Here is a 26,956-nt window from a genome sequence, read left to right as displayed (position 1 = left end):
ACCCATGAAACATTCCTATCTCACCGCCCTCATCCTGATCGCCGTCATCGCCATCATCGCCGTCGGCAGCCAGATGATCGGCATCCGGCTTTACGACCGCATTGCCACGAACCTCCTGATTTCGCTCGTTCTCGTCATCGGCCTGCAGACCTTCATGGGCAATTCGGGCCTGCTTTCCTTCGCCCATATCGGCTTCATGGGGCTCGGCGCCTATACGTCGGCCGTGCTGACGATTCCGGCGCAGATGAAGGGCATGGCGCTGCCGGATCTCTACGAGTTCATGAAGGTCGTGGAAATCTCGCCGCTGCTCGCCATGCTGGCCGCCGGCGTGGTCGCGGCCCTCGTCGCCGCCGTCGTCGCCTACCCGCTGATGCGGCTTTCGGATGCGGCCGCCGTCATCACCTCCTTTGCGCTCCTCGTCGTGCTCTATACGATCATGAACAACTGGAGCGCGCTCACCAACGGTCCGCGCACGCTGTTCGGACTGCCCAAGACGACGGAAATGCCGATTGCCGCCATCGTGGCCGCGGTCGTCGTGCTCGTCGCGCTGGCCTTCAAGGAATCGCGCACCGGCAAGCTGCTGCGCGCCTCGCGCGAGGACGAGGTCGCCGCAGCGGCGCTCGGCGCGAACATTCCGCACCTGCGCTGGCGCGCCTTCATCCTGGCGGCCTTCATCGCGGGCATCGGCGGTGCGCTCTGGGGGCATTTCATCACGTCCTTCGCGCCCAAGGCCTTCTACCTCAAGGAAACCTTCCTCATCATCACCATGCTGGTGATCGGCGGCGCCAACACCGTCACCGGGGCGGTTGCCGGCACGGTCCTCATCACCGTCGCCTATGAGGGGCTGCGCGGCACGGAAGCCACGCTCAATGCCGCGTCCTCCGGTTCCGGCCAGGTCATCGGCCTGACGGAAATCGTGCTCGCGCTCGCCATGATCGCCGTGATGATCGTCAGGCCGGGCGGTCTCTTCCCCAACCGCGAGATCGGCCACATCCTCACCCGCAGCCGCCGAAAGAAGGAGAAGACCGCATGACCTGGAAGACCGCCTACCGCTCCTTCTATTATGCGAATGCCGAAGAGCCCGAGGATATCGTGCTCGATCCGGAAACGACGGCGCTGCTCGTCATCGACATCCAGAACACCTATCTCGATCCCAAGGATACGCCCGAGGAAACCGCGCGCTGGCAGCCGTTCTACGACCGCATGCGCCAGACGGTCATTCCCAACACGGCCCGCCTGATCGATGAGTGCCGCAAGCGCAAGGTGGAGGTGATCTTCGCGCGCATCGCCTGCCTCAAGCCCGATGGCCGCGACCGCTCGCTCAGCCAGAAGAAGCCCGGCTTCAACTACCTGCTGCTGCCCAAGGACTTGCCGGAAGGGCAGGTCGTGCCGGAACTCGAGCCGCGCGCGGACGAGATCGTCATCACCAAGACGACGGACAGCGCCCTGACCGGCACGAACCTGCGCCTCATCCTGCACAATATGGGCATCAAGGATGTCATCTGCTGCGGCATCTTCACCGACCAGTGCGTCTCCTCGACCGTACGCAGCCTTGCCGACGAGAGCTTCGGCGTCGTCGTCGTGGACGATTGCGGCGCGGCCGCGACGGACGAGCTGCACAAGCGCGAGCTTGAGATCATCAACATGATCTACTGCCACGTCGTCCAGCTCGACGAGGTCCTCACCTTCTTCAAGAAGTAAGGGGAAAAGCCCATGTCCGGCCTCTATGCACGTGAACGACAGTCGGTGTCCTCGATGGCGCATCTGCGGTTCTTTCCGCAGGCGGTCGTCGGGGGCAGCGGCGCGTATCTCACGGCAGACGACGGACGGCGGCTTCTCGATTTCGCCGCGTCCTGGGGTGCCGCGAGCCTCGGGCATTCCCACCCGGCGGTGCGGGCTGCGGTCGACCGTGCACTCTCCGACCAGGCGGGAGCGAGCTACCTTTCGTCGGCGAACGAAGCCTGCGTTCTGCTTGCCGAAAAGCTCCTGTCGCTGGTGCCGGAGCGGGCGCGTGGCCGCGTCTGGTTCGGCCATTCCGGCTCGGATGCCAACGAGACCGTCGCGCGCATGGTGGTCGCGGCGACGGGCCGGCCCCGCATTCTCGCCTTCGACGGCGCCTATCACGGCGGCACGGTCGGCTCCATGGCCGTCTCCGGGCACCCGGCGCAACAGGGCACACGCGCTGCCGGCCTGACGCTCGTTCCCTATCCCAACAGCTATGCCGCTGATACGCCGCAGGCGGCGAGCGAGGCAGCCCTTGCCCATCTCGACCGGCTTTTCGAAACAAAGATCGCACCGGACGAGATTGCCGCCTTCTTCATCGAGCCCATCCAGTCAGACGGCGGCATGCTGGTGCCGCCGGACGGCTTCTTCAAGGCCGTGGAGGAGCGTTGCCGCAGGCACGGCATCCTCATCGTCTCGGACGAGGTGAAGGTGGGGCTCGGCCGTTCGGGGCGCTTCAACGCCTTCGACCATTCCGGCATCGCGCCCGACATCGTCGTCTTCGGCAAGGGGCTTGGCGGCGGGTTGCCGATCTCCGCGGTCGTCGGGCCGGAGGCGATCATGAACCATGCGGTGGCGTTCTCGCTCCAGACGGTGCACGGCAACCCGGTCTGCGCGGCCGCCGCACTCGCCGTGCTGGAGACCATCGAGCGCGACCGCCTGGCCGAGAATGCAGCCAGGACCGGTCGTGTGTTGCGCGACGGCCTGAATGCGCTCGCGCGGCGCCACGCCTTGATCGGCGACGTGCGCGGGCATGGCCTTGCGCTCGGCGTGGAGCTCGTCGGCGATCGCGCCGGCCGGACGCCCGCAACGCGGGAGACCGCCCTCACGGTCTACCGCGCCTTCCAGCTCGGCCTCGTGCTTTATTATGTCGGTGTGCGGTCGAACGTGCTCGAATTCACGCCGCCGCTGACGCTGACCGAGAGCGAGGCGCGCGAAGGCCTCGCCATTCTCGACCAGGCCCTTACCGATGTCGCCGCGGGGCGGGTCGATGAGGCCCTTCTTGCGGATTTCGCGGGCTGGTAGCCCTGGCGATCAGGGCGTCGGACCGAACAGCTGGAGCGGCAGCTCGACAAGCGGGGCCGGCACGTCGCAGGTCTTTTCCGGCGCCTTGCACAGATCGGCGATGACGCAGCGCTCGCATTCGGGCTTGCGCGCCTTGCAACAGTACCGCCCGTGCAGGATCAGCCAGTGATGGGCGTGGTAGAGATACTCGTCCGGGATGAGGCGGATGAGCTTGTCCTCCACCTCGTCGGGCGTCTTGCCGGGGGCGAGGCGCAGGCGGTTGGCGATACGGAAAATATGCGTATCGACCGCCATGGTCGATTGCCCGAAGGCCATGGACAGCACCACATTGGCCGTCTTGCGCCCCACGCCCGGCAGCATCACCAACTCCTCACGGGTGCGCGGCACCTCGCCGCCGAAGCGGTCGATCAGCATCTGGCTGAGCGCGATCACGTTCTTGGCCTTGTTGCGATAAAGGCCGATCGTCTTGATGTAGTCGCGCAGCTTCTCCTCGCCCAGCGCCAGCATCTTCTCCGGCGTGTCGGCCACTTGGAACAGCGCGCGCGTCGCCTTGTTGACGCCGGCATCGGTGGCCTGGGCGGAGAGAGCGACCGCGACGACGAGCGTGAACGGGTTCACATGCTCAAGCTCGCCCTTCGGCTCCGGCCGCTGGATGGAAAAGCGGCGGAACATCTCGCGCAGCTCGTCCTGCGAATAAATGCTTTTCGGCCGCGCCGGCGCCTTGCGGCGGGCGGGCGCGGCAGCTCTCGACTTTTTGATCTTTCCGTTTTCCATGATGCTTCTATAGTCATGCGCCATGACACAAGGCAACGCCGACACGAGCATGGCCGACATGAGCATGAACGAGCGCCCGGTCTTCTCGGCCGAGCTGCATCCCTATCGTTCGCTCGGCCGCCACGGCCATCGCATCTTCTTCCTCATCGCCGGCGTTCTCAGCCTTGCGCATGTGGCCGTGTTCCTGATCTCGGGCGCGTGGCCGGTCGCCCTGTTCTTCGGCCTCGATTTCCTCGTTCTCTTCGGCGCCTTCTGGCTCAACAACCGGGCAGCGAAGGCGCGCGAACTGGTGTCGCTGTCGCGCACCAGCATCTCCATCCGCAAGATCAGCCCGTCCGGCCGCGAGACGCAATATGCCTTCAATCCGTTCTGGGCGCGTTTCCTCGTCTCCCGCAAGCCGAAGATCGGCATTACGGCCATGCATGTGCGCGGCAACGGGCGCGAGACCGATGTCGGCACCTTCCTGCCACTCGACGACCGCGAGCGCTTCGCCTCGGCCTTTTCGGGTGCGCTCGCCCGCGTGAAGCGCGGTTACTGACGGGCCGGCAGGAATCGGGTGGCGGGCACGCCGCGGGCGTGCTTTTCTAGCGGCACAGGAGACGATCATGAACATTGCCGCGACCTTGCAGACCGATATCACCCCCGATGGCCAGGACTATGCGACCGTCCGGCAGGTCATCGAGATGATCACCGAGGATTACCGCGATCAGCCGGGCCTTGAAGACATTGCCGTCCGCCTCGGCCAGTCGCCGAGCCAGTTGCAGAAGACCTTCACGCGCTGGGCGGGCCTTTCGCCGAAGGCCTTCCTCCAGGCCGTGACGCTCGACCATGCCAAGCGCCTGCTGCGTCAGGAGGAGCTGCCGCTGCTCGAAACGAGCTTCGAGGTCGGCCTCTCTGGGCCCGGACGGCTGCACGATCTCTTCGTCACGCATGAAGCCATGTCGCCGGGCGAGTGGAAGGCGCGGGGGGCGGGGCTGACGATCCGCTACGGCCTGCATCCGTCGCCCTTCGGCACGGCGCTTGTGATGATCACCGACCGCGGGCTTGCCGGCCTCGCCTTTACCGACCAGGCGGGCGGGGCGGATGCTTTCGAGGACATGTCGTCCCGCTGGCCGAACGCCCATTATGTCGAGGATGCCGAGGCGACCGCGGCCTACGCGGCCCGCATCTTCGATCCCGCCCGCTGGAACCCGGAAGAGCCGCTGCGCGTCGTGCTGATCGGGTCGGATTTCCAGGTTCGCGTCTGGGAGGCGCTGCTGCGCATCCCGATGGGCTGCGCCGTCACCTATTCGTCGATTGCCGAAAAGCTCGGACAGCCGACCGCCTCTCGCGCCGTCGGTGCCGCGGTGGGCCGCAACCCGATCTCCTTCGTCGTGCCGTGCCACCGCGCACTCGGCAAGAGCGGCGCCCTGACCGGCTACCATTGGGGCCTGACGCGCAAGCGCGCGATGCTCGGCTGGGAATCGGGACGGGCCTGATGGTGACAGTGACCGGCTTTGTGTGCCCGGAATGCCGCGATGGCGCCCCTCTTTCATGTTCCCGCCGCAATCGTTAGGTTGAAGCAGAATCATCGAAGTCTCCGGGGACCCACATGTATAAAAAGGCTCTGCTCGTCGCGCTCGCCGCGACCTATCTTTCCGCCTGCACGACGACCGATCCCTATACGGGCGAGCAGAAGGTTTCCAACACGGCGGGCGGCGCAGCCATCGGCGCCGGCATGGGCGCCGTCGCCGGTCTCCTCGTCGGCAACAATCCGGTGCAGCGCCGCAACGCAGCCCTGATCGGCGCGGGTATCGGCGCGCTGGCCGGCGGCGCCATCGGCAATTACATGGATACGCAGGAATCCGAGCTGCGCGCGCAGCTTCAGGGCACCGGCGTTTCGGTTACGCGTAACGGCGACCGCATCATCCTCAACATGCCCTCGAACGTCACCTTCGCGACGGACCAGGACCAGGTCATTCCGCCGTTCTATCCGACGCTCGATTCGGTCGCGACTGTGCTGCGCAAGTTCGACAAGACGCTGATCGACGTCGACGGTCATACCGACTCGGTCGGCAATGCCGGCTACAATCAGGATCTGTCCGAGCGCCGTGCCAATTCCGTGGCCAATTATCTCGCCGCGCGCGGTGTCGATCCCCGCCGCATGTCGGCCATGGGCTACGGCCTCACGCGTCCGATCGCCTCGAATGCATCGGAAATGGGCCGCGCGCAGAACCGCCGCGTCGAAATCTCGATCTCCCCGCTGCGTCAGGGCTGATCCGCGTCAGGCGCGCCTGAGCGCCGGATCGTCGTCGGCCGGGTTGTAGAAAAGGGAGAGCACCAGGCTCTTCGCGATCCGCTCGGCCGTCGCCATGAACCACGCCTTCGCCTCGGGCGAGGGCGCGATATCGTCGAGCGTAGCGGAAAACAGGCCGAGCCAGGTCTGGAACAGCGGCGGGTTCATGCCCGCGACACCCTGGTGCGCCATGACAGGCTTGCCGCCATAGCCGCCGTCCTTGAAGGCGACGGCAGACCAGAAGCGGTTCATCTTTTCCATATGCTCCGGCCAGCGTCCGGCCAGCCGCCCGTTGAAGACGGGACCAAGCTCCGGATGGGCCCGCACGCGGCCATAGAAGGTGTCCACCAGCAGCGGAATGAAATCGGCGGTGATGCCGATGGCGTGCATTTCGGCCTCCGCGCGGGCGCGGATGGCGGCGAAATGGGACTGGCGGTCGCGGTCTTGCTCTGTCATGCCGGCAAGATAGGTGCCGCCTGCGGCCTGCGCAATCCGGCCGATCGCCGCAGAGGTTTCAGGGCCCCTTGCGCTCCGGCGCCCATTCCAGCCGCTTGTAGTCGAAACCGTATTTCAGCGTGGGTTTGACGATCTCGAAATAGGGCGAGAGGTCGAAGTCGCGCGGCGTATAGAGCGAGTGGTGGCGGATATGCAGGATCTCTTCCCGCGAATAGGGAGAGGTCGCCGCCGCCCGGCCGGGCGCGCGCGTAACCTCCGGCAGGATCGGGTAGCGGATGGCCTCGAAAGCCATGGCGATCAGCGTCGAGCAGATCGCCCGCGTCGGATCGCCCGAGCCGAAGGCGATCATGCGGCGGCGCCAGCGCACCGGCACGGGCGGCGTCGGCAGGAAGTAGCGCAGCATGTCGGTGATGTTCTTCAGGTCGTATTTGAGCCCGAGGCGCGAGACCATGAAGCCGACCAGCGCATCGCGGTCTTCGGGCGTCAGCCCGACCGGACGGCAGATGCGCGTGTTATAGGTGCGGTATTTCGTGAGCGGCACCGCCACGCAGCCTTCGCCGATATTGACCTCGATAAGCTGCGGCCGCTCCATCGTCGGTCGCGCCGCCTGGTCGAGCGTCAGCGGGATTTCGTCGCCGACGAAGAGAGCCGCGTGGGACCAGGTCGACTGCGTCAGGTACTTGATCGCCGCGGAGACCTTCTGGTTGCCCTCCACCAGCAACACGTCGCCGGGGCGCAGCGTGCGCGCCAGCGTTTCAGGATCGGAAGGCGTATAGGGCTCGTAGCCCGAGGTCTGGCTTTGCAGTCGGTCGGCGATACGGCGGCCGAGACGATCGAGCAGCGTGTCGCGGCTTGCGGAAAGCGGCTTCAGTCCGGCGGTCACGTCTCGTCCCTTGCTGTCATACCGGCCCACTCTAGCGTCCCGCTGCACCGCATGTCGAGCTTGACGGCGAGAGGGTAGGTCCTATATTTAGAATAATTCTAAACTGGAATGGCCGCCGATGTTCTCCCGTCTCCTCCGCCCTGGCAAACGCAGTCTCGAATCGCTCAGCGAGCAGGAAATCCTGGCGCTCGCCATCTCCTCGGAAGAGGATGACGGGCGCATCTACCTCGCCTATGCCGATGCCCTGCGCGAGGCCTATCCCCATTCGGCCCGCGTCTTCGAAGAGATGGCGGCGGAGGAAAGCCACCACCGCCAGATATTGATCGATCGCCACATCGCCCGCTTCGGCGATCGCATCCCGCTGGTACGGCGCGAGTTCGTTCGCGACTTCCCGGAGCGCAAGCCGGACTGGTTGATCGCCAACATGTCGCTGGAGGCGATCCGTGAACAGGCGGAGGCCATGGAGGCGTCCGCGCATCGGTTCTACCTCACGGCTGCCGCCCGTACGCAGGACGCGGCCACGCGCAAGCTTCTGGGCGATCTGGCGCTGGCGGAGAAGTCGCACGAATCGCTCGCCCGGCGGCTTGGCGAGCAGCACACACCCGCCGACGTGAAGGCGCAGGAAGACCAGACGGCCCGCCGGCAATTCATCCTCACCTATGTGCAGCCCGGTCTGGCCGGCCTGATGGACGGCTCGGTCTCGACGCTCGCGCCGATTTTCGCCGCCGCCTTCGCCACACAGGACACCTGGCAGACCTTCCTCGTCGGCCTCTCGGCTTCGGTCGGTGCGGGCATTTCGATGGGGTTCACGGAAGCCGCCCATGACGACGGCAAGCTGTCGGGACGCGGTTCGCCGATCAAGCGCGGCTTGGCCTCAGGAATCATGACGGCGCTGGGCGGGCTGGGCCACGCGCTGCCCTACTTGATCCCGAACTTCACGCTGGCGACAACCATCGCCGTCCTGGTCGTGTTCGTGGAATTGTGGACCATCGCCTTCATCCAGAACCGGTATATGGAGACCCCGTTCCTGCGCGCGGCGATGCAGGTGGTGCTGGGCGGCAGCCTCGTTCTGGCCGCCGGTATCCTTATCGGAAATGCCTAGGCGGAAGCGCCGCCTTAGCGGCGGGTCATCCGGTTCATGTCGCGCACGACCCAGCGGTAGAAGAGATAAACGCCAAAGGCCATGGCGGCCAGCGGCAGAAGATTGGCGACAGAATCCATTTCGACCTCAATTGACCTCCCCTGCGAGGCAATTAAGCGGTCGTTAACCAGACTGCAATGCTGAAAACGGCGATGGTGCGTTCACAAAACGCGACCATCGTTCATGAAAAGCAAAACGGGGCGTCTCCGCCCCGTTTTCACTTGGATCAGGCGCGCAGCGTGCCGCCGGTTGTTTTCAAAACATTGCCGACGATCCTTGCCGTCAGCGCTTCGAAATCTTCGTCCGTCAGCGTCTTGTCGACGGGCTGGATGACGACCTCGATGGCGACGGACTTCTTGCCCTCACCAAGCGAAGCGCCCTCGAACACGTCGAAGACGTTGACGGCGGAGATCAGCTTGCGGTCGGCGCCGGTCGCGGCGCGGACGATCGCACCCGCTTCCACCGTCTTGTCGACGACGAAGGCGAAGTCGCGCTTCACGGCCTGGAAGGGCGAAAGGTCGAGCGCCGGCTTGGTGCGCGTCGCCTTCTTCTTCGGCTCGGGCATGGCATCGATGAAGATCTCGAAGCCGCAAAGCGCACCGGAGACGTCCAGCGCGCCGAGTGTCTTCGGATGGAACTCGCCGAAATAGCCGAGCACGATCTTCGGGCCCATCTTGATGGTTCCCGAACGGCCCGGATGATACCAGCCCGGCGCGCCGGGCTCGATCTGCACATTGCCCATCGGCAGGCCACAGGCCTCGATCACCGCGAGCGCATCGGCCTTGGCGTCATAGACATCGACCGGCTTGCCGCCGCCCTTGGTGGCATTCGACCAGAGGCGGCCGGAACCGGCGAGCGTCGCCGTGCCGCGCCGCACACCGCCGGCCACGCGGCGCTGGCCCTCGGGGCGGTCGTTCTCATAGGTGCCGGAGACTTCGAACAGCGCGACGTCGCCGTAGCCCTTGTCGGCATTGCGCTGGGCGGCTGCAAGCAGGCCCGGCAGCAGCGAAGGGCGCATGTCGGACATGTCCGATGCAATCGGGTTCGACAGCGCCAGCGACGGTGCGCCACCACCGAACAGCTCGGCATGGGCCTTCGGGATGAAGGACCAGGTGACGGCTTCCAGCATGCCGCGGGCGGCCAGCGCCCGCTTGGCAAGGCGCGTGCGGATCTGCAGCGTCGTCAGGATGCGGCCATTGACCGCCGCATGGCTTTCGAGCGGCGCCGGCTTGATGTTGTCGACACCGTGGATGCGCATGACCTCTTCGACAAGGTCCGCCTTGCCGTCGACATCCGGACGCCAGGAGGGGACGGCGACCGAGACGCGCTCGCCCGAGCCCGTCACGGTGAAGCCGAGGCGGGTGAGGATATTGGCGCTTTCGGCTTCGGACACGTCGAGGCCCGTCAGGCGCTTCACTTCCGAGAAGGGGAAGTCCACGACCTTGGGGGTGTAGCCCTTGTAGCCGACGACATCGGCCTTGGCCGGTACGCCGCCGCACAGTTCCAGCACGAGTTCGGTCGCGCGCTCGAGGCCGGGAACCATATATTCCGGGTCCACGCCGCGCTCGAAGCGATAGCGTGCATCGGTGATGATGCCATGCGAACGGCCGGTCTTGGCGATGTTCATCGGGTCCCAGAGAGCCGATTCGATCAGCACGTCGACGGTGTTTTCGTCGCAGCCCGAATGTTCGCCGCCCATGATGCCGCCGATGGACTCGACGCCGTTGTCATCGGAAATGACGACGTTAGCCGGATTCAGCGTGTATTCGCGCGTATCGAGCGCCAGCACCTTCTCGCCCTCTACGGCGCGGCGCACGACGAGGTCGCCCTTCACCTTGGCGGCATCGAAAACGTGCAGCGGACGGCCCTGGTCGAAGGTCATGTAGTTGGTGATGTCGACGAGCGCGTTGATCGGGCGAAGGCCGATGGCGATGAGCCGCTGCTGCATCCAGCGCGGGCTCGGGCCGTTCCTGACGCCGCGCACGAGGCGCAACGCAAAGCCGGGGCACAGATGATCGTCGCCGCCCAGTTCCAGCTTCACCTTGACCGGCGTCTCGCCCTCGACCTTGAAGGACGGCGCCTTCGGCGTCTTGAGCGTGCCGAGGCCGGAGGCGGCGAGGTCGCGGGCGATGCCGTAGATGCTCGTGCAGTCCGGCCGGTTCGGCGTCAGGTTGATCTCGATGACAGGATCGTCAAGGCCGGCATAGCCGGCATAGCTCTGTCCCACAGGCGCATCCGCCGGAAGCTCGATGATGCCGTCGTGGTTGTCGGAAATCTCCAGTTCCTTTTCCGAGCACATCATGCCGCGGCTTTCGACACCGCGGATGTTGCCGACCGAAAGCGTGACATCGATGCCGGGCACGTAGGTGCCGGGGGCGGCGAAGGCGCCGATGAGGCCGGCGCGCGCGTTCGGCGCACCGCAGACGACCTGGATCGGATCGCCCTTGCCGGTATCGACCATCAGGACGCGCAGCTTGTCGGCGTTGGGATGCTGCTCGGCCGAGACGACCTTGGCGATGACGAAGGGCTTGAACGCCGCCTTGTCGTCGACATCTTCCACTTCAAGGCCGATCGCCGTCAGCTTCTCGCAGATCTCGTCGAGCGAGGCGTCGGTGTCGAGATGGTCCTTCAGCCAGGAGAGCGTGAATTTCATGATTTTTCCCCTTGGATGCCGGTTATGCGCTCAGCCCGCCGAACAAGGTCGGCATGTCGAGCGGGCGGAAGCCGTAGTGGCTGAGCCAGCGGACATCGGCGTTGAAGAAGTCGCGCAGGTCGGGCATGCCGTATTTCAGCATGGCGATGCGGTCGAGGCCCATGCCCCAGGCAAAGCCCTGGTATTCGTCCGGATCGAGACCGCCGGCGCGCAGCACGTTCGGGTGAACCATGCCGCAGCCCAGGATTTCCATCCAGTCGGTGCCTTCGCCGAACTTGACGATCGGGCCGGACGAGCGGTCGCACTGGATGTCCACCTCGAAGGACGGCTCGGTGAACGGGAAGAACGACGGGCGGAAGCGCATGGTGACGCTGTCGACCTCGAAGAAGGCCTTGCAGAACTCTTCGAGCACCCAGCGCATATTGGCGACATTGGCCTTCCTGTCGACCACGAGGCCCTCGACCTGGTGGAACATCGGCGAATGGGTCGCGTCGCTGTCCTGGCGATAGGTCTTGCCGGGAATGATGATGCGGATCGGCGGCTTTTGCGCTTCCATCGTGCGCACCTGCACCGGCGAGGTGTGCGTGCGCAGCACCTTGCGGTCGCCGTTCTCGTCCGCCGGGAAGAAGAACGTGTCGTGCATCTCGCGGGCCGGGTGCCCTTCGGGGAAGTTCAGCGCCGTGAAGTTGTAGTAGTCGGTCTCGACATCGGGGCCTTCGGCGATCGAGAATCCCATATCGGCGAAAATGGCGGTGATCTCGTCGACGATCTGGCTGATCGGATGGATGCGGCCGCGTTCGGCAGGCGACGAGCGCACCGGCAGGCTCACATCGACGGTCTCGGCCTTGAGGCGGGCATCGATGGCCGCGTCGCGCAGCGCCGTCTTGCGCGCGTTGATCGCGTCGGTGACGCGCGTCTTCAACGCATTGATGGCCGCGCCGCGCGTCTGGCGCTCTTCCGGCGACATGGTGCCGAGCGTCTTCAGGAGTTCGGAGACGGAGCCCTTCTTGCCGAGTGCGGCGACGCGCACGGCTTCGATCGCCGCTTCATCGGAGGCGGCTACGACATCGGCCAGAAGCCCGGATTCCAGTGTTTCGAGTTCAGTCATCTTTACCTGCTTTGCTTGCATCGGCCGCGCGAGGGGCCAGGAGAACCTCGGACAGATAGCCGGTTGCGGCGAGGAAGCGCCGCAGATCACTACCCATGTGAACGCGCCCGATCAATCGGGTCGGCGACAAAAACTTGGCCAGGAACCGGATCATGGTCGCCAGCGCCGCCTCGGTCTCGGGCGGTGCGGCGGCGCGCCACGCGCCATAGGCTTGCCGCGCCGTGGCCTCGCCCAGGCGGGCGCGATCCGTCAGCTGGAGAAAGAGCAGCCACAGGTCGCGGGCCTGCGCATCGGCAAGCGGCATGGCGGCCTCCGGCTCCTCCTCGAAATCCATGAAGCCGATCCCGTCCCCCGCCACGAAGAAATCGCGCGGATGCGGCCGGCCATGGCAGAGACCCTTGGCATGCAGCGCGCCGAGATCGGCGGCGCAGCGCACCAAAAGCGCGTCATGGGCAGCCGGGTCGGTATCGCGCAAGGCATCCAGGCGGGCCGTGACGGTCGGCGCGACGTCCGACAGCACCAAGGCGTTTCCGGAAGCGTAGAGCACCTGCGGCACCGGTATGCCGTGGGCGGCGAAGGTCTCGATACGGCGGATCTCGCGTGCCGTCATGCCCTTGCTGTCGAGCGCGGGGGAGGGGCGCAGGAACGGCAGGCCAAATAGGTTGGCCAGGCCCGTCTGCGCCTTCGTCCAGACCGGCGGGCGCTCCGTGCCGTAGCGCTTGATCCAGACGGCACCGAACGACAGGTCCACGCGCTCCACCCGGCGCGTCTCGCGGGTCAGCGCGGCAAGCAGCGTCTCGATGTCCCCATCGGTCATATGGGGGATATTGCCGAGCGCGGTGTGCCTGCCATCCATGGTTGGAAATCCTGCCGTCAAAAGAAAAACCCGCACCGGTTCCCCGGCGCGGGTTTCACAACGAATGAAAGTGGTTGTGAGCGCCGGTTAGTTTACGGCGGCCTCAAACTCGTTCTTCGTGCCGGCGTCCTTGAGGTATTCCAGAGCCTTCTTGGAGGCAGCGACGAGCGCGCCGAAAGCTTCGGTCTCATGGATCGCCATGTCGGAAAGGACCTTGCGGTCGACTTCGATGCCGGCCTTGTTCAGGCCGTCGATGAAGCGGCCATAGGTCAGGCCATGCTCGCGGACGGCAGCGTTGATGCGCTGGATCCAGAGAGCGCGGAAGTTGCGCTTGTTGACCTTGCGGTCGCGGTAGGCGAACTGCTTCGAACGGTCAACCGCGGCCTTGGCGGCGCGGATGGTGTTCTTGCGGCGGCCGTAGAAACCCTTGGCTGCCTTCAGCGTCTTCTTGTGCTTGGCGTGCGAGGTGACGCCGCGTTTTACACGTGCCATGTCATGATCTCCTTAACGTATCAAATTGCTCGAGAAGTCTCAGAGACCGTTCGGCAGGTAGTTCTTGATGACCTTCTTGCCATCGGCTTCGGCCAGCACCATGGTGCCGCGCGCGTCGCGAATGAACTTGTTGGTACGCTTGATCATGCCGTGGCGCTTGCCGGCTGCGGCGGCCAGGACCTTGCCCGACGCGGTGATCTTGAACCGCTTCTTGGCAGACGATTTCGTCTTCATCTTGGGCATTTTGCTACTCCATTCTTCTTGAATTCGAGCCGCGTGACGATGCACGGCTCCAGCGTAAAGAACGGCCACGGCATGCCCTGCCGGACCGTTCGGACGGCGGCTTGTAACCGATGTCCTTTAAAAGCGCAACCGGAATCCTCGCCTGCCGCGGGTTCGGGGCGCGGAAATGGAAAAGCCGCCCCGGAAGGCGGCTTTGATCCGTTCAGCGCGGGGCGCCGAGAAAGGGGCTCACCGCGGGGCGAGCACCATCATCATCTGGCGTCCCTCGAGCTTCGGCTCGGCTTCGACCTTGGCGATCGTCAGCGTGTCTTCCTTGACCTGCTGGAGAAGCTTCATGCCGAGTTCCTGGTGGGCCATTTCACGGCCGCGGAACTTCAGCGTCACCTTCACCTTGTCGCCTTCTTCGAAGAAGCGGTTCATCGCCTTCATCTTCACGTCGTAGTCGTGCGTGTCGATGTTCGGGCGCATCTTGATTTCTTTGATCTCGACGATCTTCTGCTTCTTGCGCGCTTCGGCCGCCTTCTTCTGGTTGGCGTATTTCAGCTTGCCGAGGTCAAGGATCTTGCAGACGGGCGGTTCGGAGTTCGGCGCGATCTCCACGAGATCGAGGCCGGCCTCTTCAGCCATGCGGAGTGCCTGATCGGTGGGGACGGTGCCGTGGTTCTGGCCTTCGGCGTCGATGAGCTGGACGCGGGGAACCCGAATTTCCTTGTTGGAGCGCGGCCCGTCCTTGACGGGGGCTTCCGCTTTGAATGGTCTGCGAATGGTCGTGTTCTCCTCGAACTGTTTCGAAAGTGTATGAATCTGCGCGTCGACCAGGACATTTGCCCGCCTGCCGGCGTTTTTTCGGCAATGTGTTGATCGCGCTTGTGAAGTCAATAGCACGGCGCGCGGAAAAAATCACCACCTGTCCTTGCGCTTGCGAATCTGGTCTAGGTCTGGCGCAAGAGCCGGTTTCGCGGGTGGTTTTTCGCAGCCGGGCGCAGAGGCGGGAGATAGGCATGACGGGCGCGAACGGCAATGGGCAGGCGGCGGAATTCATCACGGTGGGCACCGGCGACGCGGCGCGGCGCATCGCCATCGCGCTCCAGCCGCCCGCTGCCGGCAATGATCTCGCGCACTTCGTCTGGCTCGGCGGCTACCGGTCCGACATGTCCGGCACCAAGGCTGTCGAGCTCGCCGGCCTTGCCGCACGCCTCGGCACCGGCTGCCTGCGCTTCGACTATTCCGGCCACGGTGCATCCGGCGGCGCCTTCGTCGACGGCACGATCTCGCGCTGGCTGGAGGAATCGCTCGCAGCCATAAAGCACGCGGCCGGCGCCATCGGAGCCCGGCGCATCGTTCTCGTCGGCTCGTCGATGGGCGGCTGGATCGCCCTGCGCGCCGTCGCCGAGCTTGCCCGCCAGAGCGACATCGACATCGCCGGCCTCGTGCTGATCGCGCCCGCGCCAGATTTCACCTCCGAACTCATAGAACCGAACCTCACCGATGCCGAGCGCACGGCTTTGGCCGAGCGCGGCCAGTTCGAGGAGCCGACACCCTACGGCCCCGACCCGAATATCTATACGCTCAAGCTCATCGAGGACGGCAGGAACAACCGCGTCCTGACCGGTGCCATCGAGACCGGCTGCCCGGTCCATATCCTGCAGGGCATGGCCGATCCTGACGTGCCCTATGCCCACGCCGTGCGGCTGATGGAGCACCTGTCCGGCGACGACGTGGTGCTGACGATGATCCGCGATGGCGATCACCGCCTGTCACGGCCGCAGGATATCGCCAAGATCCTCGAGGCCGCCGAAACGCTGGCGCGCGGGCAATAGTGGCGCCGGCGTGTCGCGCCGGTCACATCTTAACCATATTCCAGCATCGCCAATTCTGATGATTGACGAGAGGGCCGGCCGACCGTTAACTCTTTATTAACGATAGGGGACGGTTCATGGCACGAATGATTGGTGCAAAGGCTGGGGCTGCGGCGTTTCTCGCAGTGCTCGTCTCTTCTTCCTCGGCCTTTACCGCGCCGGTCTCGGCGCTTTCCATGACGACAGGCGGCATCACCTCGCAGCCGATCGGCCATTACGAATTCTGTCAGAGCCACGCATCCGAATGCCGCGCCGGCGCGCGCGCCCAGGCGCCCGCCAAGGTCACGGAGTTCGGCTGGGAGACGGTCCGCCAGATCAATGCCCGCGTCAACCACGACATCACGCCGATGACGGACAAGGAACTCTACGGCAAGGACGAGTTCTGGACCTATCCCGACGGCGGCGCCGGTGACTGCGAGGACTTCGTGCTCCTCAAGCGCCGCATGCTGATGGAAAAGGGTTTCGCGGCGGGCGACCTGCTGATCACCGTCGTGCGCAAGCCCGATGGCGAAGGCCATGCCGTTCTCACCGTGCGCACCACGCAGGGGGATTTCATCCTCGACAATCTCAACAACGATGTGAAGCTCTGGACCGAAACGTCCTACCGCTACCTGAAGCGCCAGGCCTCGTTCCACGCCGGCCGCTGGGTCTCCATCGAAAACGGCGATGCCGTCATGGTTTCGTCGGTCGGCCAGTAAGGCCGCACGTTTCGACATATCTCGAAAAGAAAAACCCCGCTGTTCAGGCGGGGTTTTCTCTTTTGCGGTGACGGCGCGATATCAGGCGGCCGGCTGCTTGGTCTTGCGCAGGTAGGGCAGCACCGTGTCGAAGGAACCGAAGCGCGCGATGGCATCCTCGTTCGAAACGGCGGCGGTGATGATGACGTCGTCGCCCTGCTGCCAGTTGGCCGGGGTCGCGACCTGGTGCTTGCTGGTGAGCTGGATGGAATCGATGGCGCGCAGGATTTCCGGGAAGTTGCGGCCGGTCGTCATCGGGTAGGTGAGGATCAGCTTGATCTTCTTGTCGGGACCGATGACGAAGACGGAGCGCACCGTCGCGTTGTCGGCGGGCGTGCGGCCTTCCGAGCTCTCGCCGGCAGCGGCGGGCAGCATGTCGTAGAGCTTGGCGACGGCGAGGTCCTTGTCGCCGATCAGAGGGTAGTCCACGTCGAAGCCGGTGGCCGTGCGGATGTCGGCCTTCCACTTGGCATGGCTTTCGACCGGATCGACGGAGATGCCGATGATCTTGACGCCGCGCTTGCGGAATTCGCCTTCGATGCCGGCCATGGCGCCCAGCTCCGTGGTGCAGACGGGCGTGAAGTTCTTCGGGTGCGAGAAGAGAACGGCCCAGCCGTCGCCGATCCATTCATGGAAGTTGATGGTGCCGGCGGTGGTTTCGGCGGTGAAGTCCGGAGCGATATCGTTGATGCGAAGGCTCATGTCTCGTCCTCTCTGTCTTGCGGGGTCGCAGGCACAGGCCCGCGGAAAGTGTAACCGTGGCGGTAGATAGACCGAAAAGGCCGGATTGCCTATAGCGGTCCGGTGTCATCCTGCACGCCCCGGTGGCTGCAACTTTTCGTCATTTCAAGGGGTTGGGAGAAGGCTTTCGGCGAGACCCGGCCGACGCGCCAAATCGTTCCGCCACGCGTGCTTGTGGTGGAAAGGCGATTTTATTTCACCTTTTGCCTGAAATGACGTTCAGGCGCCGAATTCGGCACGTCCGCTCGTGAGGTCGATGACAAGGCGGCTGGTCTCCTCGGCCTGTTCGGCCGGAACGCGGAAGACGAGCCGTGCGCCGCTCTCGTGAAACGCCCCGTCGTCCATCAGGAGGCCGGGCAGGGCGGCAAGCCGGGCCTTGACCAGCGCGAGGTCGGAGAAGCCGAGCGAAACCGTAAGCGTGGTGCGTTCGACATATTCCGTCTTGGCGGCCGCGCGCAGGCAGAGCGCCGCCGTGCCGCCATAGGCGCGGATGAGGCCGCCGCTGCCGAGAAGGATGCCGCCGAACCAGCGTGTTACCACGACGAGCGTCCGGTCCAGCGCCTGTCCGTCGATCGCCTGGAGAATGGGTTTTCCGGCGGTGCCGCTCGGTTCGCCGTCGTCGCTGAAACGGTAGGCCTGGCCGATGCGCCAGGCCCAGCAATTGTGGTTGGCGGAAGGGTCGGAAACCTCCGCCAGCCGCGCTTTCGCGTCCGCCTCGGTGTCGACAGGACAGGCAATGGCGATGAACCGGCTCTTGCGGATCTCCTGCTCGAAACGTTCGGTCTGGTCGAGTGTGTACAAGCGGCGGTTTCCGGTGGCGTCCACGCCGTCTCGTAGCGCTTCGCGGCACGCCGCATCAAGCATTGAATAGATTACCAATTTTATGGACTATTGACAGCCGCCACGTTTTTGCCATGATGATGACCGGATCTTAACCAGAACGGAAGCGATGGCATGATGTATCTCGGTGGCGTGACGCTCGGCTACTTCAACCTCTATCCGGTCGGCTTTCAGCCGAAGACCGAAGACACTCGGTCTGCCGGCAACTCAAGTGAAACCGAGGCTGCGGATGGAACGCAGGAAACCCTGCCGCTCGAAGGCAGCCGCCTTTCCTCCGCGCGTCGTCCGGTGCAGTGGCCGACACACGTCTTCTTTTGATTTTGAGCGCGCCGCTTCGAGGCGGTGATGGTCAGGGCAGCGACGGGCAGGTTCCCGCTTTTGCGGGAAGCGCGCCGCCGCTGACGAGGGCAGCAAGCTGCGGGCGGTCGCCATCGGCTGTGGGCTGGATGTTCAGCGGCTCGCTGGCCGGCCACCAGTCTCCCGCCGCCCAATAGGTCCAGCCGGTCCACACGGCGTTTTCGCGATGGACCAGTGCGGTCATGCGGGCGAGACCGTCGAGGCAGGCCGGCTCGGCCGATCCGCCGAATTCTCCCAGAAAACCACGCTTGCCGTTGCGCTTCAGCCAGTCGGTGAAGCGCTCCAGGGCCTTTACGGCATCGTCGGCGCGTTCGCAGGTGCTCGCCTTGCCGGAAAAGTCCCCATCGAGATACTGGTGCACCTCGTAGGCATTGTTGTCGGCCGGGTCCTGGATGCCGAGCATGACCGTGCCGTTGGCGCCGCCATCCCGCTCCTCTTCCCAGCTGTGTGCACCGGTCCAGATCGTGCCGGGCACCAGCACCAGATTGTTCGCACCGGTGTCGCGGATCGCCGCGATGGCGGCGTTGGCGGAGGCAAGCCATTGTGTCGCCGGCACGTCATGCGGCTCGTTCATCAGCCCGAACTGCACGCCCGCATCCTGCTTGTAATCAGCCGCAAGCCGGCTCCAGAAATCGGCGAAGGCGCTGTCCGGCACGGCGGCCGAACCGATCTGCTGGTCACCGTAATAGGCGTAGTTGTGCGGATCGAGGATGACCGTCATGCCGGCCTTGCGCAGGGCCTTGACCGTATCGGAGAGGCGCTTGCGCTCCGCCTTGTCGAAGCTTCGGTTGAGCCGCGGCTGGAGGCGTTCCCATTTGAACGGAAGGCGCACTGCGTTGAAGCCCTTGTCCGCGAAATAGGTGATCGTCTCGTCGGAAGGATAGGCATAGTCCTTGCCGTAGGTGCCCCGCCCCTGGCCGAATTCCGCGCCCGCGAGATTGATGCCCGAAAGGCAGGCCGCGCTCGCCTGAAGGGGAAGTGCAATTGCCGCCATAGCCGCCACCAGCCGAAGAACCGGCGTCGTACCGGATGAGGATCGCATGCCATTTCTCCGTGCCGTTCGTCGCGGGGGATAACACTCCGATGGCCTTAAGGCGACGTTAAGGCGCGCTGCCGGGCCGCAGACAGGATTAAGAGATTGCAACCGCCGGTCCGCCCGGATAGAGGCGAAGGCCTCCACGCCTCGTCCCTTGCCGACAACAGGTTGCCTCATGTCCGTATCACCGCCTTCAGCGCCTTTCTCTTCCGGCAGACGCCATCCGCTGCGGGTACTGCTTTCGCTCGTCAGCGAGGAGAAAGGCCGCGTCACCAGGGCGGTCGCGGCGTCCGTCATCAACAAGATCTTCGACGTGATGCCGGAAATCCTCATCGGTATCGCGCTGGACGTGGTGGTGCGCGGCAAGGATTCCTTCGTGGCGCAGGTCGGCATCACCGATCCCGTGCATCAGCTGACGCTGCTCGGCATCGCCACCTTCCTCATCTGGTTCGGGGAATCGCTCTTCGAGTATTTCTACCAGATCCTGTGGCGCGGCCTGGCGCAGGACGTGCAGCATCGCCTGCGTATTATGTGCTACGACCATGCCCAGCATCTGCCCACAAGCTTCTACGAGGAGAACCGGTCGGGCGATCTCGTGGCCGTGCTGAACGACGATATCAACCAGCTCGAGCGTTTCCTCGACCGGGGCGCGAATGAGCTCATCCAGACCTTTGCCGCCGTCATCCTCGTCGGGGCGGTGTTCTTCATCGTCAGCCCGCTGATCGCCGTCGTCGCGTTCACGCCGGTTCCTGTCATCATCGCGGGGGCCTTCTGGTTCCAGCGCCGCGCCCAGGCGCGTTACGATGCGGTGCGGGCGCGCGCCGGCGGGCTTGGCGCGCGGCTCACCACCAACCTGCAGGGGCTCCAGACCATTCGCGCCTTCGGTGCGGAGGCCCGCGAGACGGCGGCCCTGACCAAGGAAAGCCGGGCCTATGTCGACGCCAACCGGGCGGCGATCCGCGTCTCCTCCGCTTTCATCCCGATCATCCGCATGGCGATCCTGTCCGGCTTCCTCGCCACCTTCCTCATCGGCGGCTGGCTGACGCTGACCGGCCAGATGCAGGTGGGCGCCTATGGCCTGCTCGTCTTCCTAACCCAGCGTCTGCTCTGGCCGATGACTCATCTTGCCGAAATCGCCGATCTTTACGAGCGCGCCATGGCCTCGACGCGCCGTATCCTGCGCCTGCTCGACGAGCCGCGCGGCGAGCCGCATGGCACGCACGATGCGCCTGTGTCCGGCCGCTTCGAATTGGAAGGCGTCGGCTTCCGCTATGCGACCAGCCCCGGCGGCGTCACCGATATCAATCTGGCGATCCGCGCAGGCGAGACGGTCGCGCTGGTCGGGCCGACGGGCAGCGGCAAGTCGACGCTCATCAAGCTGCTCGGCCTGTTCATCCGCCCGCAGAAGGGCGTGATCCGCCTCGATGGCGTGCCGCTGGCAGACTGGTCGGGCGAGCGCCTGCGCAGGAGCATGGCCTGGGTGCCGCAGGAGGTGACACTGTTCTCCGGCTCGATCGCCGACAACATCGCCTATGGCAAGCCGTCCGCAAGCCGCGAGGAGGTCGAGGCGGCGGCCCGGCTTGCCGAGGCCGACGGCTTCATTCGCGCGTTACCCCACGGCTATGAAAGCCAGATTGGTGAATATGGCCAGAAGCTTTCGGGCGGCCAGCGCCAGCGCATCGCGCTTGCCCGCGCGTTGCTGATCGATCCTGCCATCCTCATTCTGGACGAGGCGACAAGCGCCGTCGACAATGAGACCGAAGCGGCGATCCAGCGCTCGCTGGCCAGGATGAAGGGCCAGCGCACCGTCATTCTCGTGGCGCACCGGCTGAGCACGGTCGTCCATGCCGATGCCATCCACGTGATGGACGATGGCCGCATCATCCAGTCCGGCCCGCACGACCGGCTCGTCGAATGCCCCGGCCTTTACCGCACGCTCTGGAACATCCAGACAGGGCACGCGGAGATGAACGAGACGGCCTGATAGTCCCCACCCCGCTGCGGCGACCTTCGCTCCGCTTGCGGGGGAGACGGTGCCGGCAGGCGGATGAGGGGCAACCGTCCCTTCAGTGCGCCTCGTCCCAGTTATGGGCCGCGCGTGCATCCACCTTCAGGGGCACCTTCATGGAAAGTGCCGGCATCGAGGCGTTTTCCATGACGTCGACGACGACGGGGATCGTCTTTTCGACTTCGCCGTCCTCGACCTCGAAGATCAGTTCGTCATGTACCTGCAGGAGCATGCGGGCCGAAAGGCCGGCGGCGGCGAGCGCAGGCTCCATCTTCACCATGGCGCGGCGGATGATGTCGGCGGCCGAACCCTGGATGGGCGCGTTGATAGCGGCGCGCTCGTTGAAGGCGCGCACGGATGGATTGGACGACTTGATCTCGGGATAGTGCGCGCGGCGGCCGAAGATCGTCTCGACATAGCCGTGCTCGCGCGCAAAGGCCTTCGTGCTGTCCATATAGTCCTTGATGCCTGGGAAGCGCTCGAAATACTTCTTGATATATTCGCCGGCCTCCGAGCGCTCGATGGAGAGCTGGTTGGCCAGGCCGAAGGCCGAGATGCCGTAGATGATGCCGAAGTTGATCGCCTTGGCGCGCCGGCGCACTTCGCCCGGCATGCCCTCGACGGGAACGCCGAACATTTCCGATGCCGTCATCGCATGAATGTCGATGCCATCGGCAAAGGCCTGTTTCAGCTGCGGGATATCGGCGACATGGGCAAGCACGCGCAGCTCGATCTGGCTGTAGTCGGCCGAGACCAGCTTGTTGCCGGGCGTCGAGACGAAGGCCGTGCGGATCTTGCGGCCTTCCGCCGTACGGACCGGAATGTTCTGCAGGTTCGGCTCGGAGGAGGAGAGGCGGCCGGTCGTCGTGGAGGCGAGCGCATAGGAGGTGTGCACCCGCTTGGTCTGAGGATGCACGAAGCCCGGCAGCGCGTCGGTATAGGTCGATTTCAGCTTGGTGAGCTGGCGCCAGTCGACGATCTTGCGCGGCAGCGGAATGCCCTGTGCGGCGAGGTCCTCGAGCACCTGCGCGGAGGTTGACCATTGGCCGGTCTTGGTCTTGGAAGCGCCCGACAGGCCCATCTTGCCGAACAGGATGTCGCCGAGTTGCTTGGGCGAGCCGATGTTGAAACGCTCGCCGGCCAGTTCGTAGATTTCCTCCTCGAAGCGGGCGGCCCCCTGGGCCAGTTCGCCCGAAAGGCGCGACAGGACCTGCCTGTCGACGGTGATGCCGCGCTCTTCCATGCGCGCCAGCACCGGCACCAGCGGGCGCTCCAGCCGTTCATAGACGGTCGTCATGCGTTCCGCTGCCAGGCGCGGCTTCAGCACATGCCACAGGCGCAGCGTCACGTCGGCGTCCTCGGCCGCATAGGCGGTGGCGCGGGCAATGTCGACCATGTCGAAGGTCTGCGCCCCCTTGCCGGAACCGGCGACGTCCTTGTAGGCGATCGGCTTGTGACCGAGCCAGCGCTCCGAAAGCGTATCCATGCCGTGCGTGCCGGCGCCCGCATCGAGCGCATAGGACATCAGCATCGTGTCGTCGAAACTCTGCATGGTGATGCCGTGGCGGCGCATGACGAGGTAGTCGTATTTCAGGTTCTGCGCGACCTTCAGGACCGATGGGTCCTCCAGCAGCGCCTTCAACCGTTCGAGCGCCGCGCGGATCGGGATCTGGCCCTCCGCAAGACCCCCGCCGAGCAGGTCGCCGACGCCGGTCTTGTGATTGAGCGGCACATAGCAGGCGCGGATGACCGTACCGGTCGGGTCCTTCGCATTGTCGGCGACGGCAAGCGAGAAGCCGCACAACTCGGCCTGCATCGCATCGAGCGAGGTCGTCTCCGTGTCGAAGCCGACGAGACCGGTCTCGCGCGCGGCGGCAATCCAGCGGTCGAGGCTTGCGAGATCGCGCACCGTCTCATAGGCCGCGTGGTCGATCGGCGCCGCGGAGAAGCGCTCGGCGCGCCCGCGGGCAAGCGCGCTAGGCGTGTTGGCGTCCGCGCCGGCGGTAGGCAGCAGCGTCGCGGCCGCTTCGGCCGCCGTCTCCTCGCCGTCAAGCTCAAGCGCCGGGCCGGCGACATCGCCCTTGTCGAGATCGGGGCCATGGGCTTCCGCACCCCATTCGACCGGCACATCGGCCGCATCGATGGCGCCCGCATCGCAATCGCAGGCTTCGGCGACGCGGCGGGTGAGCGTGGTGAATTCCATGGCCTTGAGGAAGGCGATCAGCCGCGGGCCGTCCTGCGGATGGAGGATCAGCTCGTCGAGCGCCATGTCGAGCGGCGTGTCCGTCTTGAGCGTCACGAGCTGGCGCGAGAGCAGGACGAGTTCACGGTTCGCGACGATGTTCTCGCGGCGCTTGACCTGCTTGATCTCTTCGGCGCGGGCCAGCAGCGTGTCGAGGTCGCCGTACTCTTCCAGGAGCTGGGCGGCGGTCTTCGGGCCGATGCCGGGCACGCCCGGCACGTTGTCGGTCGAATCGCCCGTCAGCGACTGGAGGTCGATCATCTTTTCCGGCGGCACGCCCCATTTCTCGATGACCTCGGGGATGGAGATCTGCTTGTCCTTCATGCCGTCGTACATCGAGACGTTCTGCGTCACGAGCTGCATAAGGTCCTTGTCGGACGAGACGATGGTGACGTCGGCCCCGTCGGCTTCGGCAAGGCGGGCATAGGTGGCGATCAGATCGTCGGCCTCGTAGCCTTCCTTCTCGATGCAGGGCAGGTTAAAGGCGCGTGTCGCATGGCGGATGAGGCCGAACTGCGGAATGAGATCTTCCGGCGGCGCGGTGCGGTTTGCCTTGTATTGGTCATAAAGTTCGTTGCGGAAGGTCTTCGAGGAGTAGTCGAAGATGACAGCGAAGTGGGTCGGCGTCACGCCCACATCCGTGTTGCGCGCATCCTTCAAGAGCTTCCACAGCATGTTGCAGAAACCCGAGACGGCATTGACCGGCAGCCCATCCGATTTGCGGTTGAGCGGCGGGATGGCGTGGAAGGCGCGGAAAATGAAGCCGGAGCCGTCGACGAGGAAGAGATGATCACCTTTTTTCATGGGGTGAATGGATAGCGCGGGCGGCTTTCCGCGTCCATCTTTCATTGTGCTCGCAAAGGCCTTTCACGGGGCTGAAAAGCCTCACGCGAACGTTACCAATTTGTAATTCTGGCGGGCACTTGGCTCCCTTGAAAAGCCACATTCGGAGCCACAATTATTCATCAACGGCACCTGATCAAAGCCGTTGTCTGGCACACGGCCTGTCCCCCGCCGCGCCAGACAAAGGACAAAGGCCTCATCCCCCTCTCCGGGCCTTTGTCCATAATTCGAAGAAGCCGCCGCGACAAGCCTCCTGTCGTCGGCGGCTTCTCGTTTTCGGGCCCCTTCTCGTTTTCGGGCCCAAGGATCGCAGGCTATGCATTGTCTTCGGCCCTGAACCGGCATAGCTTCCGTGCATGGACTTTGACCGGACGGCGTCGGCGGCATACCTCGCCAATCTCCTGGCGAAGGCGGCGTCCCGTGCCCTTCAGGCGCGGGCGGACGGAGCGGGCTTCGCCCCCGGGCAGTTTCCGGTCCTGCTCGAATTGTGGAACGGCGACGGCCTCACCCAGCGCGAACTTCTCGACCGCCTCGACATCGAGCAGGCGACGATGGCCAACACGCTCGCCCGCATGCAGCGCGATGGCCTGATCTCGCGCCGGCGTCACCCCAGCGACCGGCGCGCGCAACTCATCTTCCTCACGCCGCGCGGCAAGGCGCTGCGCGAAACGGCCATGACGGCGGCCAGCCAGACCGAGGACGCTCTCTTCCAGGGCTTCCGTCGTTTCGAGCGCGAGCTCCTGCTTGAATACATGCGCATGCTGCTTGCCAATCTCGGCCGCGATCCGCGCGTGTGACCGTCGCGGAAGCGTCATACGATTTGCCCTCCCCGACGCGATCGGTCTAATGTCGGCACGAACATATCTGATTTGCCGCATGAAGGCCCGGACGTTTCCACGCCCGGCGCGGTATTCTCCGGGGATTCTACCATGACCAACATTCTGCCCGTCCTCGATCACGCCATTGCCGGCGTCCCGGCCAGCCTCGAACGCCTGTTCGAACTGGTGCGCATCAAGTCCATCTCCACCGATCCGGCCTTCAAGGCCGAATGCCGCCGGGCGGCCGAGTGGCTGGTGGCGGAACTGCGCTCGCTCGGCTTCGACGCGACGGTGCGTGACACCCCCGGACATCCCATGGTCGTCGCCCATCACGATGGCGCCAAACCCGATGCGCCGCATGTCCTGTTCTACGGCCATTACGACGTCCAGCCGGTCGATCCGCTGAACCTCTGGGACAACGATCCCTTCGAGCCGGCCGTCCGCGACGCCGCCGGCGGCCGCCGCGTCATCACGGGCCGCGGCACATCCGACGACAAGGGCCAGCTGATGACCTTCGTCGAGGCCTGCCGGGCCTACAAGGAAACGGTGGGCGCGCTGCCCTGCCGCGTTTCCATCCTCTTCGAAGGCGAGGAGGAGTCCGGCTCTCCGTCGCTGAAGCCGTTCCTCGAGGCCAATGCCGCCGAGCTGAAGGCCGACTTCGCACTGGTCTGCGATACAAATATGTGGGACGGCGATACGCCGGCCATTTCGGGCGGGCTGCGTGGCCTCGTCGGCGAGGAGATCGTCATCAAGGCGGCCGATCGCGACCTGCATTCCGGCTATTTCGGCGGTGCGGCGGCAAACCCGATCCATATCCTCGCGGACATCCTCGCCGGCCTGCATGACGAGACCGGGCGCGTCACGCTGGATGGTTTCTACGACGGCGTCGAGGAGACGCCGACCCAGATCAAGGCGGCCTGGGAGACGCTCGGCAAGACCGCCGAAAGCTTCCTCGGCGAGGTCGGGCTTTCCATTCCCTCCGGCGAAAAGGGCCGCTCCGTGCTCGAACTCACCTGGGCGCGCCCGACGGCGGAGGTCAACGGCATCACCGGTGGCTATACGGGCGAAGGGTTCAAGACCGTGATTGCGGCGGAAGCCTCGGCAAAGGTGTCCTTCCGCCTCGTCGGCAAGCAGGACCCGGCGCAGGTGCGTGATGCCTTCCGCGCCTATGTGCGCTCCAGGATCCCGGCCGATTGCTCGGTGACGTTCCACGCCCATGGCGGGTCGCCGGCAATCCAGCTGCCCTACGATTCGACGCTGCTGAACAAGGCCAAGTCGGCGCTTTCCGACGAATGGCCCAATCCCGCCGTCATCATCGGCATGGGCGGATCCATTCCCATCGTCGGCGATTTCCAGAAGATGCTCGGCATGGATTCGCTTCTCGTCGGCTTCGGCCTGGCGGACGACCGCATCCATTCGCCGAACGAGAAATACGAGCTGCGCTCCTTCGAGAAGGGCATCCGCTCCTGGGTGCGGATTCTTGCGGCGCTCGCCGCGCGTTGACGCAGATGTGATCGCGAAAGGGACCGGCTTTAATCGCACAAGCGGAAAGACTGGCCTACGGACA

26 protein-coding genes are annotated in these 26,956 nt (G+C 65.0%); 13 read left to right on the top strand and 13 right to left on the bottom strand.

Features of this window, described 5'->3' with window-relative positions:
• The first annotated feature begins 4 nt into the window (after positions 1-4).
• Genes GR158_RS04870 through GR158_RS04860 form a run of 3 tightly spaced genes read left to right on the top strand, consistent with a single transcriptional unit; the run spans position 5 to position 3,027 of the window.
• Positions 5-1,033 carry a branched-chain amino acid ABC transporter permease gene (locus tag GR158_RS04870; RefSeq protein WP_160870185.1) on the top strand — a complete coding sequence of 343 codons (1,029 nt, stop codon included), beginning with the start codon at positions 5-7 and terminating at the stop codon, positions 1,031-1,033.
• Entirely contained in the window at positions 1,030-1,701 is a 672-nt protein-coding gene (locus tag GR158_RS04865; protein WP_160870184.1) for a cysteine hydrolase family protein, read from the top strand. The genes GR158_RS04870 and GR158_RS04865 overlap by 4 nt, the downstream gene beginning before the upstream one ends.
• Before the next feature lie 12 nt (positions 1,702-1,713).
• Positions 1,714-3,027 (top strand): aspartate aminotransferase family protein, encoded by a 1,314-nt coding sequence (locus tag GR158_RS04860; protein WP_160870183.1) that lies wholly within the window; start codon positions 1,714-1,716, stop codon positions 3,025-3,027.
• Between the two features lie 9 nt (positions 3,028-3,036).
• Here the strand turns inward: GR158_RS04860 and nth are convergent, their stop codons facing one another.
• Complete coding sequence (gene nth, locus GR158_RS04855) at positions 3,037-3,801, bottom strand: endonuclease III (protein WP_160870182.1); 765 nt, start codon at positions 3,799-3,801, stop codon at positions 3,037-3,039.
• A gap of 22 nt (positions 3,802-3,823) precedes the next feature.
• Between nth and GR158_RS04850 the strand changes: the two genes are divergently transcribed.
• The 3 genes from GR158_RS04850 (at position 3,824) to GR158_RS04840 (ending at position 6,058) form a co-directional block, all read left to right on the top strand.
• Complete coding sequence (locus GR158_RS04850; protein WP_134647937.1) at positions 3,824-4,339, top strand: DUF2244 domain-containing protein; 516 nt, start codon at positions 3,824-3,826, stop codon at positions 4,337-4,339.
• A gap of 67 nt (positions 4,340-4,406) precedes the next feature.
• Entirely contained in the window at positions 4,407-5,279 is an 873-nt protein-coding gene (locus GR158_RS04845; RefSeq protein WP_160870181.1) for a bifunctional helix-turn-helix domain-containing protein/methylated-DNA--[protein]-cysteine S-methyltransferase, read from the top strand.
• Between the two features lie 113 nt (positions 5,280-5,392).
• The gene (locus GR158_RS04840) at positions 5,393-6,058 is read left to right on the top strand and encodes an OmpA family protein (RefSeq protein ID WP_134647933.1); all 666 of its coding nucleotides are present in this window, start codon (positions 5,393-5,395) and stop codon (positions 6,056-6,058) included.
• Between the two features lie 6 nt (positions 6,059-6,064).
• Here the strand turns inward: GR158_RS04840 and GR158_RS04835 are convergent, their stop codons facing one another.
• Both GR158_RS04835 and GR158_RS04830 read right to left on the bottom strand, forming a co-directional pair.
• Complete coding sequence (locus GR158_RS04835; RefSeq protein ID WP_160870180.1) at positions 6,065-6,532, bottom strand: group III truncated hemoglobin; 468 nt, start codon at positions 6,530-6,532, stop codon at positions 6,065-6,067.
• Between the two features lie 58 nt (positions 6,533-6,590).
• Positions 6,591-7,415: a lipo-like protein gene (locus GR158_RS04830; RefSeq protein ID WP_371731612.1), complete on the bottom strand. Its 825-nt coding sequence runs from the start codon at positions 7,413-7,415 to the stop codon at positions 6,591-6,593.
• A gap of 118 nt (positions 7,416-7,533) precedes the next feature.
• On the opposite strand from GR158_RS04830, the gene mbfA reads away from it, so the two are divergent.
• The gene (mbfA, locus tag GR158_RS04825) at positions 7,534-8,517 is read left to right on the top strand and encodes an iron exporter MbfA (protein ID WP_160870179.1); all 984 of its coding nucleotides are present in this window, start codon (positions 7,534-7,536) and stop codon (positions 8,515-8,517) included.
• 265 nt (positions 8,518-8,782) lie between these two features.
• Here mbfA and pheT read toward each other — a convergent pair whose 3' ends face one another.
• The 6 genes from pheT to infC all read right to left on the bottom strand — a co-directional run bounded on the left by pheT (position 8,783) and on the right by infC (position 14,673).
• Positions 8,783-11,209 (bottom strand): phenylalanine--tRNA ligase subunit beta, encoded by a 2,427-nt coding sequence (pheT, locus tag GR158_RS04820; RefSeq protein ID WP_160870178.1) that lies wholly within the window; start codon positions 11,207-11,209, stop codon positions 8,783-8,785.
• Positions 11,210-11,231: 22 nt separating this feature from the next.
• Entirely contained in the window at positions 11,232-12,317 is a 1,086-nt protein-coding gene (pheS, locus tag GR158_RS04815; protein ID WP_160870177.1) for a phenylalanine--tRNA ligase subunit alpha, read from the bottom strand.
• Positions 12,310-13,173 (bottom strand): serine/threonine protein phosphatase, encoded by an 864-nt coding sequence (locus tag GR158_RS04810; RefSeq protein ID WP_160870176.1) that lies wholly within the window; start codon positions 13,171-13,173, stop codon positions 12,310-12,312. Before GR158_RS04810 ends, pheS begins: the two co-directional genes overlap by 8 nt.
• Before the next feature lie 87 nt (positions 13,174-13,260).
• Positions 13,261-13,665 carry a 50S ribosomal protein L20 gene (gene rplT / locus GR158_RS04805; protein WP_069060325.1) on the bottom strand — a complete coding sequence of 135 codons (405 nt, stop codon included), beginning with the start codon at positions 13,663-13,665 and terminating at the stop codon, positions 13,261-13,263.
• A gap of 39 nt (positions 13,666-13,704) precedes the next feature.
• Positions 13,705-13,908, bottom strand: coding sequence for a 50S ribosomal protein L35 (rpmI, locus tag GR158_RS04800; RefSeq protein ID WP_134647921.1), 204 nt, complete (start codon positions 13,906-13,908; stop codon positions 13,705-13,707).
• A 228-nt stretch (positions 13,909-14,136) separates the two neighbouring features.
• Entirely contained in the window at positions 14,137-14,673 is a 537-nt protein-coding gene (gene infC, locus GR158_RS04795; RefSeq protein WP_134648216.1) for a translation initiation factor IF-3, read from the bottom strand.
• A 236-nt stretch (positions 14,674-14,909) separates the two neighbouring features.
• On the opposite strand from infC, the gene GR158_RS04790 reads away from it, so the two are divergent.
• Positions 14,910-15,728, top strand: coding sequence for a carboxylesterase (locus GR158_RS04790; protein ID WP_160870175.1), 819 nt, complete (start codon positions 14,910-14,912; stop codon positions 15,726-15,728).
• A 116-nt stretch (positions 15,729-15,844) separates the two neighbouring features.
• Positions 15,845-16,465 (top strand): transglutaminase-like cysteine peptidase, encoded by a 621-nt coding sequence (locus GR158_RS04785; protein WP_160870174.1) that lies wholly within the window; start codon positions 15,845-15,847, stop codon positions 16,463-16,465.
• A gap of 81 nt (positions 16,466-16,546) precedes the next feature.
• On the opposite strand, the gene GR158_RS04780 is transcribed toward GR158_RS04785, so the two are convergent.
• Together GR158_RS04780 and GR158_RS04775 are read right to left on the bottom strand one after the other, a co-directional pair.
• The gene (locus tag GR158_RS04780; protein ID WP_160870173.1) at positions 16,547-17,206 is read right to left on the bottom strand and encodes a peroxiredoxin; all 660 of its coding nucleotides are present in this window, start codon (positions 17,204-17,206) and stop codon (positions 16,547-16,549) included.
• Positions 17,207-17,464: 258 nt separating this feature from the next.
• On the bottom strand, positions 17,465-18,046 hold the full coding sequence (locus tag GR158_RS04775) for a YigZ family protein (protein WP_246665535.1): 582 nt from the start codon (positions 18,044-18,046) through the stop codon (positions 17,465-17,467).
• A 153-nt stretch (positions 18,047-18,199) separates the two neighbouring features.
• Between GR158_RS04775 and GR158_RS04770 the strand changes: the two genes are divergently transcribed.
• On the top strand, positions 18,200-18,403 hold the full coding sequence (locus GR158_RS04770) for a hypothetical protein (RefSeq protein WP_134647911.1): 204 nt from the start codon (positions 18,200-18,202) through the stop codon (positions 18,401-18,403).
• Positions 18,404-18,434: 31 nt separating this feature from the next.
• Here the strand turns inward: GR158_RS04770 and GR158_RS04765 are convergent, their stop codons facing one another.
• Positions 18,435-19,484 (bottom strand): glycoside hydrolase family 5 protein, encoded by a 1,050-nt coding sequence (locus tag GR158_RS04765; RefSeq protein ID WP_160870171.1) that lies wholly within the window; start codon positions 19,482-19,484, stop codon positions 18,435-18,437.
• 169 nt (positions 19,485-19,653) lie between these two features.
• Here GR158_RS04765 and GR158_RS04760 point away from each other — a divergent pair, with 169 nt between their 5' ends.
• On the top strand, positions 19,654-21,462 hold the full coding sequence (locus tag GR158_RS04760; RefSeq protein ID WP_160870170.1) for an ABC transporter ATP-binding protein: 1,809 nt from the start codon (positions 19,654-19,656) through the stop codon (positions 21,460-21,462).
• Positions 21,463-21,544: 82 nt separating this feature from the next.
• Here GR158_RS04760 and polA read toward each other — a convergent pair whose 3' ends face one another.
• Positions 21,545-24,532: a DNA polymerase I gene (polA, locus tag GR158_RS04755; RefSeq protein ID WP_160870169.1), complete on the bottom strand. Its 2,988-nt coding sequence runs from the start codon at positions 24,530-24,532 to the stop codon at positions 21,545-21,547.
• A 395-nt stretch (positions 24,533-24,927) separates the two neighbouring features.
• On the opposite strand from polA, the gene GR158_RS04750 reads away from it, so the two are divergent.
• Positions 24,928-25,368 (top strand): MarR family winged helix-turn-helix transcriptional regulator, encoded by a 441-nt coding sequence (locus tag GR158_RS04750; protein WP_134647902.1) that lies wholly within the window; start codon positions 24,928-24,930, stop codon positions 25,366-25,368.
• A gap of 132 nt (positions 25,369-25,500) precedes the next feature.
• Entirely contained in the window at positions 25,501-26,892 is a 1,392-nt protein-coding gene (locus GR158_RS04745) for a M20/M25/M40 family metallo-hydrolase (RefSeq protein WP_160870168.1), read from the top strand.
• Positions 26,893-26,956: the final 64 nt, after the last annotated feature.

This window comes from Shinella sp. AETb1-6, assembly GCF_009826875.1.
Lineage (GTDB): Bacteria > Pseudomonadota > Alphaproteobacteria > Rhizobiales > Rhizobiaceae > Shinella > Shinella sumterensis.
The sequence above is the reverse complement of the archived record's forward strand: the minus strand, read 5'-3'. Positions and strand labels throughout refer to the sequence as shown.